Below are 15,116 nucleotides of genomic sequence, written 5' to 3' on the forward strand. Positions count from 1 at the left end.
TTTCGAGACATTCAGGAAACGGACGCGGAAGACATTTCCGGCAATGGGTTCTGCCCCAGATGCCGCACTCCATTCGCCGCGGACTCGCGCACCGCGTCGAACCCGTACCGGCGCATTTCCGCCTCGTATTCCCCGATCGCTTCCGGATCGCCACTGCGCAACGCGGCGGCGAGCGCGGCGCCGTCGCGCATCGCGGTGTTCGCTCCGGCTCCGGCGGCCGGGCTCATCGCGTGGATCGCATCGCCGACGAGGGTCACCCGCGACGGCTCCCACGGCCCGATCGGCACGCTGGTCCGGATCGAAACGAGGAAGGGCGAGTCCGGAAGCCAGTTTTCGACCATCCGACGCACGCGCGGATTCCAGTCCGCCACCCGGTCGAGCACGAGCTCGCGCATCTCCTCCGCGGACAACGCGCGGAGTTCGTCGTCGGACAGCCCGAAGATTTCCTGGCGGGCACCGAAAGCACAGGTCATGTACGGCTCGTCGGGACTGAGCCGGACCCGCGGCGTGAGCCGCGCGCAGGCGTCGGCGATCGGCTCCGGATAGTCGACCGGCGCGAACCCGATCATCTGCTTCCGCGGCCCGGAAACAATGCTGAACACAGCGAACATCTCCGGATCGAACAGTTCCCGGTTGGCCGCGGTGAGCGGGATCTTCGCGTACAGTTGGCGCAATCCGGTGTCGACGACCTGCGCGTGCGGAAGATATTGGCGGCGCACCGGCGAATTCACGCCGTCCGCGCCGACGAGAACCGCGCCGCGCGCCTGGGTCCCGTCGGCGAAGTGCGCGGTCACGCCGTTCTCGTGCTTTTCGTACCGGACGAACTCTTTGCCGAAGTGGACGTTGTCGAGTCCCTCGAACAGAATCTGCCGGAGCGTGAAGCGGTTGACGTTGCGCTGGACCTCGCCGTGGTCCAGCACGAACTCGGTGAGCGGGGTCAGCTGACTGTCGTAGATCGTGGTGGCGTTGCGCGGCTGGCCCGAGGTGGCCAGGAACAGCTCGTGCAGGTGCGGCGGGAGCACCTCCCGCAACGTCTGGTCGCCGCGGGAATCGATGTGCAGCCGGTAGCCCTGACGACGCGCGTCCAGCGCCGGGTCGCGTTCGTAGACCGCGCACGGGATCCCGGCTTTGCGCAGCCCCTGCGCGAGGCACAGCCCGCCGAGCCCGGCTCCGATCACGAGCACCGTGTTGTCAGCGTTGCCGGTGTTGCCACCGTTGTCGGTGGCAGCGTTATTCGCCATCAGCGAAGTCCCTTCCGTACCAAATTCTGGTTCGAGAGGGACGCACTGGGCTGGCCCGCCTACTCCGGGCGCTTGGAAACAGAGCGAATGGATCGTCCAGCCTAACCCATACCGGACAATGGTCTTTCGCGCGTCCTGTTCCCTTTCACGTTAGCGCAGCGGCGGACTCCGTCGCCACCGGATTAACGCAGCTTTGCCCCTTTCCGCCACACCGCGTGGGTCAACGGGACCCCGGGCCGATAAGCGAGATGCGTGGTGGACGGAGCGTCGAGTACGTGCACATCCGCCCGCGCACCCGGCCGCAGATAGCCGACGTCCTCGCGGCGAAGCGCCCGCGCACCGCCGGCGGTCGCCGACCACACGGCTTCGTCGACTGTCATCCGCAGCTGAAGCACGGCCGTCGTCACGCAGAACGCTACCGACGTGGTGTACGAGCTGCCCGGATTAGCGTTGCTGGCCAACGCAACCGTCGCGCCAGCGTCGAGCAGCCGTCGCGCGGGAGCCAGCGCCTGCCTCGTGGACAAATCACACGCGGGCAGGATCGTCGCGACCGTGTTGGAGGCCGCGAGCGCCTCGACGTCGGCATCGCTCAGGTACGTGCAGTGGTCGACGCTCGCCGCGTCCAGTTCCACCGCCAGTCGCACGCCGGGACCCTCGCCGAGCTGGTTGCCGTGCACTCGCAAGCCTAGGCCGCGTTCCGCCGCTGCCTTGAGCACGCGCGCCGACTGTGCCTCGTCGAACGCTCCGGTTTCGCAGAACACATCGGCCCACCGCACGTGCGGTGCGACCGCGTCCAGCATCTCGCCGCACACTAAGTCCACATAGGACTCTGCATCGGCACCCGGCGGCACGAGGTGCGCGCCAAGGAAGGTCACCTCATCAGCGACCGCGCCCGCGATCCGCGCCGACCGGGCCTCGTCAGCGACCGTGAGGCCGTAGCCGGTCTTCGTCTCCAGGCAGGTAGTGCCCTGGGCAGCCGCTTCATCGACATGTCGACGAAGGTTCGCCGCCAGCTGTTCGTCCGAGGCCGCCCTCGTCGCATCGACGGTGACCGCGATTCCGCCTGCTGCGTAAGCCTGTCCGGCCATCCGCGCCTCGAACTCGGCGGTGCGGTCACCCGCGAACACGAGGTGGGTGTGGCTGTCCACCCACCCGGGCAACACAGCGCGGCCTTCGACGTCGACTCGCTCGTCAGCGTCCGGGGCCTGCGCGGCCGGACCGGCCCACGCGACGGTCTCGCCGTCGAGCACCAGCGCGGCGTCGCGCAGCTTGCCCAGCTCCGGGTCGTTCGTGGTGAGCTCGCCGATTCCGGTGATCAGAACTGCCACAGCGCCTCGATCTCCTTGGCCAGTAAGGTTTCCGGTCGTTCGATCAGCACGTGCGCCCCGTCGCGCACCACTTCCCGCCCGGCCACCACCACGGTACGGACATCCGCGGCCGCTGCGGCGAACAGCACGCCGGACGGTTCGATCCCAGCCGTGCGCACCGTGTCGGTCGCGACCGTGACCAGGTCTGCCCCGGCACCAGCCGCGAGAGTGCCGGTCTCCGGCCAGCCCGCGGAAATGTGCTCAGTCCCGGCCGCGAGCAGTTCCTCCGCGGTGAACCGGCCGCGTTCCTCGCTGGCGAGCCGGTCGTCCAGCTCCAGCGCCCGAGTCTCCTCGAACGCGTCCACCACCGCGTTGCTGTCACTCCCGATGCTGAGCCGCACCCCCGCGTCGAGCAGGCTCCGGGCCGGCCCGATGCCGTCGCCGAGGTCCCGTTCGGTGGTCGGGCAGAAGCACGCGCCGCTCCTGGAATCGCCCAGCCACTTGATGTCCTGCTCGGTCAGGTGCGTCGCGTGGACCGCGGTGAGCCGCTCGCCGAGCACGCCGTAATCCCAGAGCAACCCGGTCGGCGTCCAGCGGTACGCGGCCTCGCACTGCTCATTCTCCGCACGCTGCTCGGACAGGTGAATGTGCAACGGCCGGTCCTGCGGTACCGCGTCGTCCACCTTCGGCAGCTCGTACTCCGGCACCGCGCGCACCGAGTGGATCGCTCCGCCGACCCGGAACAGGTCGTCTTCTTTGAGCAGTGCGACGCGTTCCGCCCACTTCTCCGCCGAACCGTCCGAAAACCGTTTCTGCACCTCGTCCGGCGGCACGCCGATTCCGCCCGCGAGGTAGCAGGTGTCGAGCAGGGTCATCCGGATCCCGGCGTCCCGCGCGGCCTGCCGCAACGCGTCGCCCATTGCGTTGGGCGAGGCATACGGTTTGCCGCCCGGCCCGTGGTGCAGGTAGTGGAACTCGGCGACGCTCGTGTACCCGGCCAGCACCATTTCCGCGTAGACGCCGCGGGCGAGCCGGTAGTACGAGTCCGGATCGAGCCGGGCGGCGAGCGAGTACATCCGCTCCCGCCACGTCCAGAACGTGCCCCGCTCGTGGTGCGTCCGGCCGCGCAGCGCGCGGTGGAACGCGTGCGAGTGGCCGTTGGCGAACCCGGGCAGAGTCAGTCCATTAAGGACGGTTCCGGTCTTGTCGGTGTTGGCGGCCACCGAAACGATCCGGCCGTCGGCGATCTCGATCCGGACCGCTTCCGCGACGCCGTCGGGCAGCCAGGCCCGTTCGCACCAGTATGTGGTCATCTCGCGAGCCGCTCCAGCACCTCGGCGAGCGCCCGAGCGCCCGCCTCGACGTCGTCCGCCTCGGCGAATTCCTCCGGCGCGTGGCTGATCCCCGTCGGATTGCGGACGTAGAGCATTCCGGACGGCACGAATCCCGCCAGGATCGCCGCGTCGTGCCCGGCACCGGTGGGCAGCTCGGGCGGAGCGCCGAGCCACTCCCCCAATGACCGCCGCAGCGACTCGTCGAACACCACGTCGTCGGAGTACGACTCGCGCGTGACCGCCAGCTCGCACCCTTCCGCTTCCGCGGCCGCCTTCGCCGCCTGGGTGATCTCCTCGACCAGCCCCGGCGTAGCCGTTCCCGGCACCCGTGCGTCCAGCCACAGGTCCACAGTGGACGCGATCACGTTCGTCCCGCCCGGCGTGGGCACGAGCCGCCCCACCGTGGCCCGCGCGTCCGACAGCTTCCGCGCCAACCGCCGCACCGCCACCACGGTCTCGGCAGCGGGCAGCATTGGATCGACCCGGTCCGCGAGCAGCGTCGCACCGGCGTGATTGCCCTGTCCGGCGAAGGAGAACCGCCACCGGCCGTGCGCGATCACCGTGTTGCCGACCGCCACCGGCGACCCGAGGTCGATCAGCCCCCTGCCCTGTTCGACGTGCAGTTCCAGGAACTGCCCGATCAGCCCGAGCCGGTCCGGATCCGCGCCGACGCGGTCGACGTCCAGCCCGGCCTTCGCGGCGGCCTCGGCGAACGTGACGCCGGACGGGTCCCGCAACGCCCGGGCCCGGTCCGCGTCGATCGTCCCGGTGAGCAGCCGCGAACCGAGACACGGCACGCCGAAGCGCCCGCCCTCCTCCTCGGCGAACACGACCACCGCGAACGGCTTGACCGGACGGAACCCCTTGGCCTGCAACGCTTCCACCGCCGCCAGCGCACTCACCACGCCGAGCGGCCCGTCGAACGCGCCGCCGCCGGGCACCGAGTCCAGATGGCTGCCGGTGACGACCGCGTCCGCACCGGGAGCGCCCCACCACGCCCACAGGTTGCCGTTGCGATCGGTCTCGACGTCGAGGCCCAGCTGCCGCGCCCGTTCGACGAACCACGTGCGCAGGTCGTGCTCCGGCGAATCGAACGCGTGCCGCGAGTAACCGCCGCGCCGGGCGTCGCGCCCGACGTCGGCGATCTCGCCGAGCAGCCCGGACGCGGTCACGCCTGCTCCCGCATCGGCACCCGCACGCCGCGCTCGTCGGCGACGTCGGCCGCACGGTCGTAACCGGCGTCGACGTGCCGGATGACGCCCATGCCCGGGTCGTTCGTGAGCACCCGCTCCAGCTTCTGCGCCGCCAGCGGCGTGCCGTCCGCGACGGACACCTGCCCGGCGTGGATGGACCGGCCCATGCCGACCCCGCCGCCGTGGTGGATGGAAACCCAGCTCGCCCCGGACGAGGTGTTGACGAGCGCGTTGAGCAGCGGCCAGTCGGCGATCGCGTCGGAGCCGTCGGCCATGCCCTCGGTCTCGCGGTACGGCGAGGCGACGCTGCCCGAGTCGAGGTGGTCGCGGCCGATCACGACCGGGGCCTTCAGCTCGCCGCTGGCCACCATCTCGTTGAAACGCAGGCCGGCCAGGTGCCGTTCGCCGTAGCCGAGCCAGCAGATCCGGGCGGGCAGGCCCTGGAACGCGACGCGCTCGCCGGCCATCTTGATCCAGCGTGCCAGCGATTCGTTCTCCGGGAACAGCTCGAGCATCGCGCGGTCGGTCGCGGCGATGTCCTCCGGGTCGCCGGACAGCGCGGCCCAGCGGAACGGCCCGTTGCCCTCGCAGAACAGCGGCCGGATGTAGGCGGGCACGAAACCGGGGAAGTCGAACGCGCGCTCGCAGCCACCGAGTTTCGCTTCGCCGCGCAAGGAGTTGCCGTAGTCGAAGACCTCGGCACCGCGGTCGAGGAACCCGAGCATCGCGTCGACGTGCTCCGCCATCGACTCGCGCGCCCGGTCGGTGAACTCGTCCGGCTTCTTCGCCGCGTAGTCCTGCCAGTCGTCCACGCCGATGCCCTTGGGCAGGTACGACAGCGGGTCGTGCGCCGACGTCTGGTCGGTGACGATGTCCACCTCGACCTCGCGGCGCAGCAGCTCCGGCAGCAGTTCGGCGGCATTGCCGACCACGCCGACCGACAGCGGACGCCGCTCCTTCTTCGCCGCGGTGACCCGCCGGATCGCGTCGTCCAGGTCGTCGGCCACCTCGTCGAGGTACCGGTGCTCGACCCGACGGTGCGCACGCTGGGCGTCGACCTCGATGCACAAGGCCACGCCGTCGTTCATCGTGACCGCCAGCGGCTGCGCGCCGCCCATGCCGCCGAGCCCGGCGGTGACGGTGAGCGTGCCGCGCAGGGTTCCGCCGAAGCGCTTCTTCGCCACCGCGGCGAACGTCTCGTAGGTGCCCTGCAGAATGCCTTGCGTACCAATGTAAATCCACGAACCGGCCGTCATCTGGCCGTACATGGTGAGGCCCTGCTGCTCGAGCCGGCGGAACTCCGGCCAGGTCGCCCAGTCGCCCACCAGGTTCGAGTTCGCGATCAGCACCCGCGGCGCCCACTCGTGCGTGCGGAACACGCCGACCGGCTTGCCGGACTGGACCAGCAGCGTCTCGTCCTGCTCCAGCGCGGTCAGCTCGCGGGTGATCGCGTCGAAGCTCGCCCAGTTGCGCGCGGCGCGGCCGGTGCCGCCGTAGACCACCAGGTCGTCGGGCCGCTCGGCGACCTCCGGGTCGAGGTTGTTGTGGAACATCCGCAGCGCGGCCTCGGTCTGCCAGTTCTTCGCGGTCAGCGAGGTGCCCCGGGCGGCGCGGACGGTACGGGCGGTGCTTGTCATGCTCAGGCCTCCAGTTCGGCCGCGGCCAGGACAGCGCCCGAGGCCACGAGTTCTTCGGCGGCCGCGATCTCGGGCGCCAGGTGACGGTCGGGGCCAGGCCCTTCGACCTTGGTGCGCAGCAGGTCCCGGACGCGTCCGGTGACCGGCGAAGGCCGCAGCGGCGCGCGGAAGTCGAGCGCGCGGGCCGCGGTGAGCAGTTCGACGGCGAGCACGGTGGTCAGGCCGTCGACCGCCTTGCGCAGCTTGCGTGCGGCGGACCAGCCCATGGACACGTGGTCCTCCTGCATCGCGCTGCTCGGGATCGAGTCCACCGAGGCGGGCACGGCGAGCCGCTTGAGTTCGCTGACCACCGCGGCCTGCGTGTACTGCGCGATCATGTGCCCGGAGTCGACGCCGGGGTCGTACGCGAGGAACGGCGGCAGCCCGTGCGAGCGCGCCTGGTCGAGCATCCGGTCGGTGCGGCGTTCGGCGATGCTCGCCACGTCCGCCACCGGCACCGCGAGGAAGTCGAGCACATACGCGACCGGCGCGCCGTGGAAGTTGCCGTTCGACTCCACCCGGCCGTCGGCGAGCACCACCGGATTGTCCACAGCGGACCAGAGTTCCCGCTCCGCGACCAGTTCCGCGTGCGTCAGCGTGTCCCGCGCGGCACCGTGCACCTGCGGCGCGCACCGCAGCGAGTACGCGTCCTGCACGCGGTTGCAGTCCGGACCGCGGTGGCTTTCCACGATCTTCGACCCCTGCAGCGCCGCGAACATCCGCGCCGCGCTGGTCGCCTGTCCGGGATGCGGGCGCAACGCCTGCAGATCGGCGGCGAACGCGCGGTCGGTGCCCAGCAGCGCCTCGACGCTCATCGCCGCGGTGAGGTCCGCGACGTCCAGCAGCCGGTGCAGATCGGCCGCGGCGAGCAGCAGCATGCCGAGCATGCCGTCGGTGCCGTTGGTGAGCGCGAGGCCCTCCTTCTCGGCCAGCACGACCGGCGTGATCCCGGCCGCCCGCAACGCGTCCGCGGCGGGCTTCCGCTCGCCCGCGTGGAACACCTCGCCCTCGCCCATCAACGCCAGCGCGACCGCGGCCAGCGGCGCGAGGTCGCCGGAGCAGCCGAGCGAACCGTACTCGTGCACGACCGGCGTGATGTCCGCGTTGAGCAGTGCCGCAAGCGTTTGCGCCGTCTGCGGGCGCACGCCGGTGTAGCCGCTGGCCAGCGTGCGCAGGCGCAGCAGCATCAAGGCGCGCACCACTTCCGGCTCCACCGCGGGCCCGGCGCCCGCGGCGTGCGAGCGGATCAGGCTGCGCTGCAGCGCGGTGCGGCTCTCGACGGGAATGTGGCGCGTGGCGAGCGCGCCGAACCCGGTCGAGACCCCGTAGGTCGGCGACGTGGCGTCGGCGAGGTCTTCGATGTGCTGGCGAGTGGCGGCGAGGTTCTTCTCGACCGCCTCGGCGAGCCCGACGTGCGCGTGCCCGCGGACGACGTCGACGACCTGCGCCGCGGTCATCGGCTTCGAGCTCAAGAGGACTGGTTCCGGCATGCCGCCATTGCACCTCCCGGCGAGCCCCGGCGACAGTGCGGAGTTGGCGGTAGTGTCTGACATCCAAGACAACACGTGGCGAGAGCCTCGGCCGCCGGAGCGAATGGACCCCTCATACTCCGTCTGGGCGGTGTGAGGGGTCCCCTCGCACCATTTCCGGAGGAGGCAAAGGAGCCCCCAGTGAGCAGTTCCGACGTTCCCGCCCTGCGCAACGGCCTCTCCGTGCTGCGCCTGCTCGCCGGCCACGCCGGCCCGGTCTCCGCCGCCGCCGTCGCCCGCGACCTCGACCTGCCCCGGTCGACGACGTATCACCTGCTCAACGAGCTGACCGCGGCCGGTTTCGTCACCCACCTGCCCGCCGAACGCCGCTACGGCCTCGGCATCGCCGCCTTCGAACTCGGCTCGGCCTACCTGCGCCACGACCCGCTGGAACGGCTGGCCGGACCGCTGCTGCGCAAGCTGGTCGACCGCATCGGCCACACCGCGCACCTTGGCGTGCTGCACGGCAACGAATCGCTGTACCTGATCAAGGAACGCCCAGCCCGCCCGGAAACGCTGGTCACCGACGTCGGCGTACGCCTGCCCGCACACCTGACCGCCTCCGGCCGCGCGATGCTGCAGCACCTGCCCGCCGCACACGTCCGCGCGCTGTTCCCGGCCGCCGCGTCGTTCGTCCTGCGCACTCCGCGCGGGCCGAATTCGCTAGCCGCGCTTCGCCGCACCTTAGCGACCGAACGCCGCCTGGGCTGGTCAGTGGAAGACGGTCACGTGACGGCTGGCTTCGCGTCTGTCGCCGCACCAGTGTTCGACCACGGCTCCCGCCCGATGGCCGCGATCAGCGTGACGCTGCGCCACCTTTGTCCGGATGACCGTCCCTGCGAAGAGACCTTCCCCGACCTAGCCGAGGCCGTCGCCGCGACAGCCGCAACGCTCACCACGCACATCGGCGGCAACCGCCCGGAATGAGATTAGGGTTCTAGGACCACCTTGATCGCCCCAGCCGCACGGTCGCCCGCGACGCGGAATGCCTCCGCCGCGTACCTGCTGGACCGCCACGCCGTACCCAGCACGCCGGACTCATCGCCGACATCCGCAGTCTCCTGGCCGGATGGGCTGCCTCGGTGTCGACACCACTGCTGGATCCGTTGAGCGAAGCCGAAATCCGCGTGCTGCGGTACCTGTCGATCCCGGAGATCCCGGAGATCCCGGAGATCCCGGAGGTCGCCGACGCGCTGACCGTCTCGCGGAACACGATCAAGATCCACGTCCGGAAACTCGGCGCACACCGCCGGGCTGAAGCAGTTGAACAAGCCCGCGCGACCGGACTGCTCGCGCCTTCCTTGTTTGAAGCCCACCCCCCGGCAATTCCCCAGAAATAAAACACGAACCCCAGAACGTCCGCACGAACCAGCATACCTCAACCGAAGCGTTCAACTGCGCAACCACTTATTTTCCAGCCACGACAAACCCGACACAACGGCACCGCGCCGGGTCCCCCACTTGTCGCAATACCCGCGTTGACCAGCCCCAACGGACGATTGACAGACACTATCCGCTCAGGTATAGCTCTAATAGGCTTAAAGCGAAACTCAAAACATCAGGGGGCTTGAGTGGATTCGCTTCACTACGTTTCTGCTTGTTCGCTTACCGGCTACCGGTAGGCTATCTTCCCTGATCCGGGCATCGCGGGGGCGAGGCCCGGATCAGCCTTGCTCTGCCACCCGAACATTCCCGCCAGCGATTCGAGCGCCATTCGACTCGCTGCGATTCCCCCTGCCCGCATTCGGACAAGGGCGGCGAGCGGCCTCGTGCTGCCGCATTCCACCGCATAGGAGCACTGACCGATGAAACCGAACTGGGCCTTCAACCTGGGCGAACTGTTCGATCACCGAAGCAGTTCCGGCAAGCCCATGACGTTCCACCTGTCCCGGCCGCTGGACATCGACCGGGAAAACCGCTCGACGCTGGACCTCCCCGCACTGGCGGCACTGGTCAAGGATTCCGCGGGCGTGCTGAGTAAAGCAGGCGTGAAACCCGGCGAGCGGGTGGTCGTCTACAAAGCCAATCATTTCGACTGCATTCTGCTTGCCGCCGCGATCGCCCGGATCGGCGCGGTCGCCGTGATGCTGTCCGGCATGCTGGGAAAGGAAGCCGTCCAAGCCCTGATCCGGCGCGTAGAACCGGCGGCAGTCGTCACCGACGCGGTACGCATCGAACGCGCGGAAATCTCGCCGGCGGTGTTCCCCGATCTCGCCGGAAAGATCTTCAGCGTCAACGGCGACTCCCCGCACGCACAGACCTACGCCGACCTCAAGGCGGAGCCGCACGAGCACGCCGTCCCCCGCCGCGATGACGAACTTCTGATGCTCACCCACACCTCAGGCACCACCGGCATCCCCAAGCTGATCATCTTCCCTCCCGCCACCATCCAAAAACAAATGGCCAGACTGGAATGCCGCCACTTCCCTCCCTTGACGTTCCGCCGCAATGACGTGGTGGCCATGTTCACGCCGTACGTGCACGCCCGGGCCTTCACGTGGATCTATTCGGTGCTGACCCTCTCGCCTGCGACCGTACTGGTCATGGACGACAGCTCCCCGGAGGTAGTCGACCGGGTTTTCCGCCGGTACCAGCCGACTTTCATGGAAGCGCTGCCCATCGACTACTCGGCCATGGCACCGCTGATCCGCACCGGCGCGGACAACCCGTTCTCGAAGATCCGCCTGTTCGCCGGGAACTTCGACGCGATCCGCTGGCCGGTCATCCGCCGTTTCCTGAACGCGTCCCGGCATCCGTTCCCGCTCTGGCGCGACGGTTACGGCCAGTCGGAAACCGGCGGCATGGGCATGACCGTGCTCTCGCGCCGCTCCGCGAACCGCCCGCGCGACCACAAACCCGGACCGCGCGTCGTAGGCCGCCCCATGCCCGGTTTCGTCACCCTCAAGATCGTCGACCCGTCGACTTTCGAACCGGTCGAGCGCGGTCGCCCCGGCCTGGTTCTCGCCAAAACAAAGGCCCGCTGCGCCGGCTACTACGGCGAACCCGAGCGCTGGAAGGAAAAGCTGGTGGGCGACTGGTGGAACACCGGCGACATCGGCATCCTCACCTCGACCGGAGCGTTGAAGATCGTGGACCGAGAGGTCAACGTCTCGTCCGGCATCGGCTACCTGGAATTCGAAGACACTTTGGTGGACCGCCTGCCGGAAGGCTCCGACGTAGCCATCCTCCCGCGCGGGAACGACCTGCCCCTCCCCGTCGTCGCGACCCGAGACGGCCGCCTCGACGAAAGCGACTGGTCCCATGCCCGCACCGGACTCCCGTCCTTGGCCGACCCGGTCGTCATCACAACAACGGACATGCCAAGAACCGCAACCGGAAAAATAGTCCGGGAAGAACTCCGCCGCACCTACTTGGACACCGCGGCCACCCCCGGCACCGGACGCTGGACATGATCAGCAACGGCTTCACCGTGGAACCTCTGACCACGCCCTGCCACGAAGTCTGGGAATCCCGCCGCCACGCGGTTTTCGGCGTCAGCCCGGGAAACAGCTACTTCAACGTGGACCGCCTGCGCGCCACTTTGGAATGGCTGCAAACGGAATTCAAGCAAATCGACGTCATCGTCCCCGACAGCGCCCTGAAACACACCTTCACCGCACTGGGCTACGACGAATCCAAAGCGGCGAAGAAGGCCAGAGCGGAAACCAACGTCCTGCGAAACCGAGTCCTCCGAGCCTGGACCGACCTAGGCGGCCCAAGACCAGCCGACGGCCTGCACCGCATGTCCGAACTCTCGCCAAACCTCACCTACACCGAGGCTTTGGCGCACTGCGCCCACCTGACGGCCACCGACCCCACCCTGTCCGCCGCCAGCACCGAAATGACCAAGGAAGTCCTGGCCGCCAAAGGCCTAACCGGCGACCCCACTCCCGGCCAAATCGCCGAAGCAAAAAACTACCTGATCGCCGAGCTGCCATTCTTCGTCTCGTCGTGCAGAATCTTCGACGTAGACGCCTCCCTCAATTTCTACCACCAGCCCCTCCCCCTGGCGAACGTAATCTTCTCCGACACCTCCGCCCTGAAACCAGACCCTGGCCAGGGCTACGCCACAATCCGCCCCGCCTGAACACGGAGACACTTGATGCCCGATCAGTACGACCAAGTAGCCACTACTTTCGCCGAGGTGGAAGCAGTAATCAGCTTCGTCCGGGAAAACCTGGAATGGCCCTCGTTCAAAGAACTCCTAGGAGACCTTCGAGGCTTGCGAGTACTGGACGTAGGCTGCGGCGAAGGCAGCTTCACCCGCCGAATCAAACAACTAGGCGCCGCGCAAGTAGTAGGCACCGATCTCTCCCCCGGCATGATCGCCCTGGCCCAGCAAGCGGAAGCGCGGGACCCGCAAGGCATTACCTACCAAGTCCAAGACCTGGCGACAATGCCACCCCAAGGCGAGTTCGACGTAGTAACGGCCATCCACGTCCTGCACTACGCCGACACCCGCGAAACCATGCAAACCATGGCAAACACCATGCAAGCCAACCTAAAACCCGGCGGCCGCCTGGTCGTCCTGAGCGCCAACGCAGACTCAAGCGAAGAATCCGAAACCGCAGCAGGGTTCCGCACCCACCGCCCCGCCAACCCAAAGGAAGGCGACAAGTTCAAGGTAGCCGTCCTCACCACCCCGCCCACCGAGATCGAAGTACACCACTGGCCCACCGCGACCATCGTGAACGTCCTGGAAACCGCAGGCTTCACAAACATCACCTGGACCCCAGTAAAACCCTCCGCCACGATCGCCCCCGCCGACCGCCCCCGAGCCACCCGCTGCGCAAAAAACCCAACAAGCCTAACCCTGACCGCCACGAAGCCCTAGACGCACAAACCCGCCAACTTGGAGGTCTGAGAAGAACATGCCTTTGGCCAGATGCCCAGCGACCCGGTTTCTCTGGGCTCTGGCCTCAGGCGGTATGCGCCGGAGACGTTCCAGCTAGAGGCACGTCTCCCTAATTCCGTCAGCCAGCGCGGAAACAAGTTCCGGCCCTCGAACGAGACGAGCGTCGTTGGCCAGCCGGGCCAGTACATCGTCGTCCTCGACGATGCCGAGCAGTACCGTGACGCCTTCAGCATCGAGCAGACCGGGCAAGTGCGAGCCCAGGAGCCAGGCTCCCGCGAGCGCGGGGTCGTAGTCGTGCCGTTCGAGCACTTCGATTTCCTCCGCATAAAGCCGATCCCAGTATGGCCCCGCTGAGTACCAGCCGATCATCGTCCCGAGATCGAGGGCGTCGCGGGTGGTGACGGCGCGCCGCTCCCACCGCGTCAGGAGCTTGAGCAGAGCCTGCGCGGGCGCTGCGGGCACCTTGACGACGAGGCCACCGGGCAGCAGCACCTGCTCGGCCGACGCCACGGCTTCGCTCAGCCCTCGGACGTTCATCCGATGGCCGTCGGGCCAGAGAATGGTCCGGCCTTCTTCCTCGATGCCGCCATAAGGCACCACATCGACCTCGACGCCTTCCACGAGGAACGAATGGACGCTCTGGCCACGTCGCTTCAACTGCGCCGCAAACCGTTCGAAATCGTCCCAGGTGCCCATCGCGGCGGCGATATCAATGTCTCGGGTAGCTCGTTCAGGCGGGCTGCCGACCAGCCCGACCGACAAGATCGTGCGTGCTGTTGCCCCGACCCCGAAGTAGTCGACTTCCGCCGCACGGGCGATGGCGTCGACTCGAACCAGCACTTTCGCAGCGAGATGGAGATCAGGTTCGGTCGATGCGCTTAAGCCGATCATCACTGCTCCGAATACGGTCTGCGTGCTCGCGCTGGCGCGGATCTCCAGAGGCCAGCATGTCGGCGTAAATCAGGGGGGACGGCACGATCCAGGACTCCGGCCGCGGCTGGGGCAACGGCTCTTTCCAGAACCGGGTCCGGATGTGCACGTTGCCGTCTTTTTCCGCGCGGGCCATACGATGCTGGCCGATGAGCCGGCTCGGCAAGTGATCGGCGTAAAGCGTGAGCGAGGTGGGCCGCAGGTGCGAATCGAGAAGGCTGGCCCCTGCTTCCCCACCTACTTGAACCCCCAGGGAAAAGAGGTCTTCCTGCGAATCCCGCCACCACGAAAGGTCGGCCGCCTCGAACTCGCCGAGGGCCAGCGCAGTATCCAAAGTGATCGAGTAAGCCTCCGACCACCGGTCAAGCAGTTCGGCGCCGCGGGCAAGCCTTCGTTCGTCCCCTGCCTTGTACAAATAACCGGCACCAGCGAGCTCATCGACGACCTTCTTGGCCGTGCCGAGTGACACGCCGCTCAGTTCAGCCAGGCGGCGATAGGGGAAGTCGGCCGCCTCAGGCCAGCTGAGCAGAACGAACAGAACTTGAAGGCCAGCACGACCAAAGGCTCCCGCGCCTCGCATCGAGACTCTCCCGGCAGGCACGGCGGGCTTACGACGGCCTCGAACGTCGATCAGAACGTCACCCCAGGCAAGATGGGCATTGCCCGCAGTGTCCACGTAATCGATCCCCCTGGCACGCAGCCGTTCGGCGACCGGATCACCGAGGTGCGCGGTGAAAAGCAACGGTGGAAGCCCCAACGGGAAATGAACCGCCGTGGCAAGCTCTGCGGTCATCCGCCGCTTGATCTCAACACCGTACGTCCGGACGGCACCGGACCCCGTGGTGAGCCGCACAACGGCGTCCACCTGACGCCCAAGCGGATCAGCACGATCAAGCACCTCGACCCGCAAGCCGAATTCCTCAAGCCTGGATCGCACCTCAGCAGGCCAGCCCAAAGCGTTCAGTAAGTCCGCATGTTCACTTGAACTGAACATACCCATATTTTGAACACACTCCGCCCCTCACCGCACCCCACCCCTCCAGCCAAGCCC

At 68.0% G+C, this 15,116-nt stretch carries 13 protein-coding genes; 5 read left to right on the top strand and 8 right to left on the bottom strand.

Features of this window, described 5'->3' with window-relative positions; genetic code table 11:
• Window positions 1-11 precede the first annotated feature (11 nt).
• From ACZ7SW_RS18245 to hutH, 6 genes are all read right to left on the bottom strand, one after another.
• Window positions 12-1,241 (bottom strand): FAD-dependent oxidoreductase, encoded by a 1,230-nt coding sequence (locus ACZ7SW_RS18245; RefSeq protein WP_470231578.1) that lies wholly within the window; start codon window positions 1,239-1,241, stop codon window positions 12-14.
• A gap of 182 nt (window positions 1,242-1,423) precedes the next feature.
• Window positions 1,424-2,569 carry an imidazolonepropionase gene (gene hutI, locus ACZ7SW_RS18250; RefSeq protein ID WP_470231579.1) on the bottom strand — a complete coding sequence of 382 codons (1,146 nt, stop codon included), beginning with the start codon at window positions 2,567-2,569 and terminating at the stop codon, window positions 1,424-1,426.
• The gene (locus ACZ7SW_RS18255; protein WP_470231580.1) at window positions 2,557-3,861 is read right to left on the bottom strand and encodes a formimidoylglutamate deiminase; all 1,305 of its coding nucleotides are present in this window, start codon (window positions 3,859-3,861) and stop codon (window positions 2,557-2,559) included. The genes hutI and ACZ7SW_RS18255 overlap by 13 nt, the downstream gene beginning before the upstream one ends.
• Window positions 3,858-5,054: an allantoate amidohydrolase gene (locus ACZ7SW_RS18260; protein ID WP_470231581.1), complete on the bottom strand. Its 1,197-nt coding sequence runs from the start codon at window positions 5,052-5,054 to the stop codon at window positions 3,858-3,860. Before ACZ7SW_RS18260 ends, ACZ7SW_RS18255 begins: the two co-directional genes overlap by 4 nt.
• Window positions 5,051-6,712, bottom strand: a complete 1,662-nt coding sequence (gene hutU, locus ACZ7SW_RS18265) for a urocanate hydratase (RefSeq protein WP_470231582.1) — start codon at window positions 6,710-6,712, stop codon at window positions 5,051-5,053. Before hutU ends, ACZ7SW_RS18260 begins: the two co-directional genes overlap by 4 nt.
• A gap of 2 nt (window positions 6,713-6,714) precedes the next feature.
• Complete coding sequence (hutH, locus tag ACZ7SW_RS18270) at window positions 6,715-8,241, bottom strand: histidine ammonia-lyase (RefSeq protein WP_470231583.1); 1,527 nt, start codon at window positions 8,239-8,241, stop codon at window positions 6,715-6,717.
• Between the two features lie 180 nt (window positions 8,242-8,421).
• Between hutH and ACZ7SW_RS18275 the strand changes: the two genes are divergently transcribed.
• The 5 genes from ACZ7SW_RS18275 to ACZ7SW_RS18295 all read left to right on the top strand — a co-directional run bounded on the left by ACZ7SW_RS18275 (window position 8,422) and on the right by ACZ7SW_RS18295 (window position 13,114).
• Entirely contained in the window at window positions 8,422-9,207 is a 786-nt protein-coding gene (locus tag ACZ7SW_RS18275) for an IclR family transcriptional regulator (RefSeq protein WP_470231584.1), read from the top strand.
• Between the two features lie 155 nt (window positions 9,208-9,362).
• On the top strand, window positions 9,363-9,620 hold the full coding sequence (locus ACZ7SW_RS18280; RefSeq protein ID WP_470231585.1) for a helix-turn-helix domain-containing protein: 258 nt from the start codon (window positions 9,363-9,365) through the stop codon (window positions 9,618-9,620).
• Window positions 9,621-10,085: 465 nt separating this feature from the next.
• Complete coding sequence (locus tag ACZ7SW_RS18285; protein WP_470231586.1) at window positions 10,086-11,693, top strand: class I adenylate-forming enzyme family protein; 1,608 nt, start codon at window positions 10,086-10,088, stop codon at window positions 11,691-11,693.
• On the top strand, window positions 11,690-12,367 hold the full coding sequence (locus tag ACZ7SW_RS18290; protein WP_470231587.1) for a tRNA-dependent cyclodipeptide synthase: 678 nt from the start codon (window positions 11,690-11,692) through the stop codon (window positions 12,365-12,367). The genes ACZ7SW_RS18285 and ACZ7SW_RS18290 overlap by 4 nt, the downstream gene beginning before the upstream one ends.
• A gap of 15 nt (window positions 12,368-12,382) precedes the next feature.
• On the top strand, window positions 12,383-13,114 hold the full coding sequence (locus ACZ7SW_RS18295) for a class I SAM-dependent methyltransferase (protein ID WP_470231588.1): 732 nt from the start codon (window positions 12,383-12,385) through the stop codon (window positions 13,112-13,114).
• Between the two features lie 114 nt (window positions 13,115-13,228).
• Here ACZ7SW_RS18295 and ACZ7SW_RS18300 read toward each other — a convergent pair whose 3' ends face one another.
• On the bottom strand, window positions 13,229-14,026 hold the full coding sequence (locus ACZ7SW_RS18300) for a hypothetical protein (RefSeq protein WP_470231589.1): 798 nt from the start codon (window positions 14,024-14,026) through the stop codon (window positions 13,229-13,231).
• Window positions 13,995-15,059, bottom strand: coding sequence for a type IV toxin-antitoxin system AbiEi family antitoxin (locus tag ACZ7SW_RS18305; RefSeq protein ID WP_470231590.1), 1,065 nt, complete (start codon window positions 15,057-15,059; stop codon window positions 13,995-13,997). Before ACZ7SW_RS18305 ends, ACZ7SW_RS18300 begins: the two co-directional genes overlap by 32 nt.
• Window positions 15,060-15,116 lie beyond the last annotated feature (57 nt).

It is taken from the genome of Amycolatopsis sp. NPDC114484 (genome assembly GCF_055633755.1).

Excerpts from the sequence above, each read along its gene's own strand:
- hutH (WP_470231583.1), bottom strand. The coding sequence starts at position 8,241 with ATGCCGGAACCAGTCCTCTTGAGCTCGAAGCCGATGACCGCGGCGCAG.
- hutU (WP_470231582.1), bottom strand. The coding sequence starts at position 6,712 with ATGACAAGCACCGCCCGTACCGTCCGCGCCGCCCGGGGCACCTCGCTG.
- ACZ7SW_RS18300 (WP_470231589.1), bottom strand. The coding sequence starts at position 14,026 with ATGATCGGCTTAAGCGCATCGACCGAACCTGATCTCCATCTCGCTGCG.
- ACZ7SW_RS18305 (WP_470231590.1), bottom strand. The coding sequence starts at position 15,059 with ATGTTCAGTTCAAGTGAACATGCGGACTTACTGAACGCTTTGGGCTGG.
- ACZ7SW_RS18255 (WP_470231580.1), bottom strand. The coding sequence starts at position 3,861 with ATGACCACATACTGGTGCGAACGGGCCTGGCTGCCCGACGGCGTCGCG.
- ACZ7SW_RS18290 (WP_470231587.1), top strand. The coding sequence starts at position 11,690 with ATGATCAGCAACGGCTTCACCGTGGAACCTCTGACCACGCCCTGCCAC.
- ACZ7SW_RS18285 (WP_470231586.1), top strand. The coding sequence starts at position 10,086 with ATGAAACCGAACTGGGCCTTCAACCTGGGCGAACTGTTCGATCACCGA.
- ACZ7SW_RS18295 (WP_470231588.1), top strand. The coding sequence starts at position 12,383 with ATGCCCGATCAGTACGACCAAGTAGCCACTACTTTCGCCGAGGTGGAA.
- ACZ7SW_RS18245 (WP_470231578.1), bottom strand. The coding sequence starts at position 1,241 with ATGGCGAATAACGCTGCCACCGACAACGGTGGCAACACCGGCAACGCT.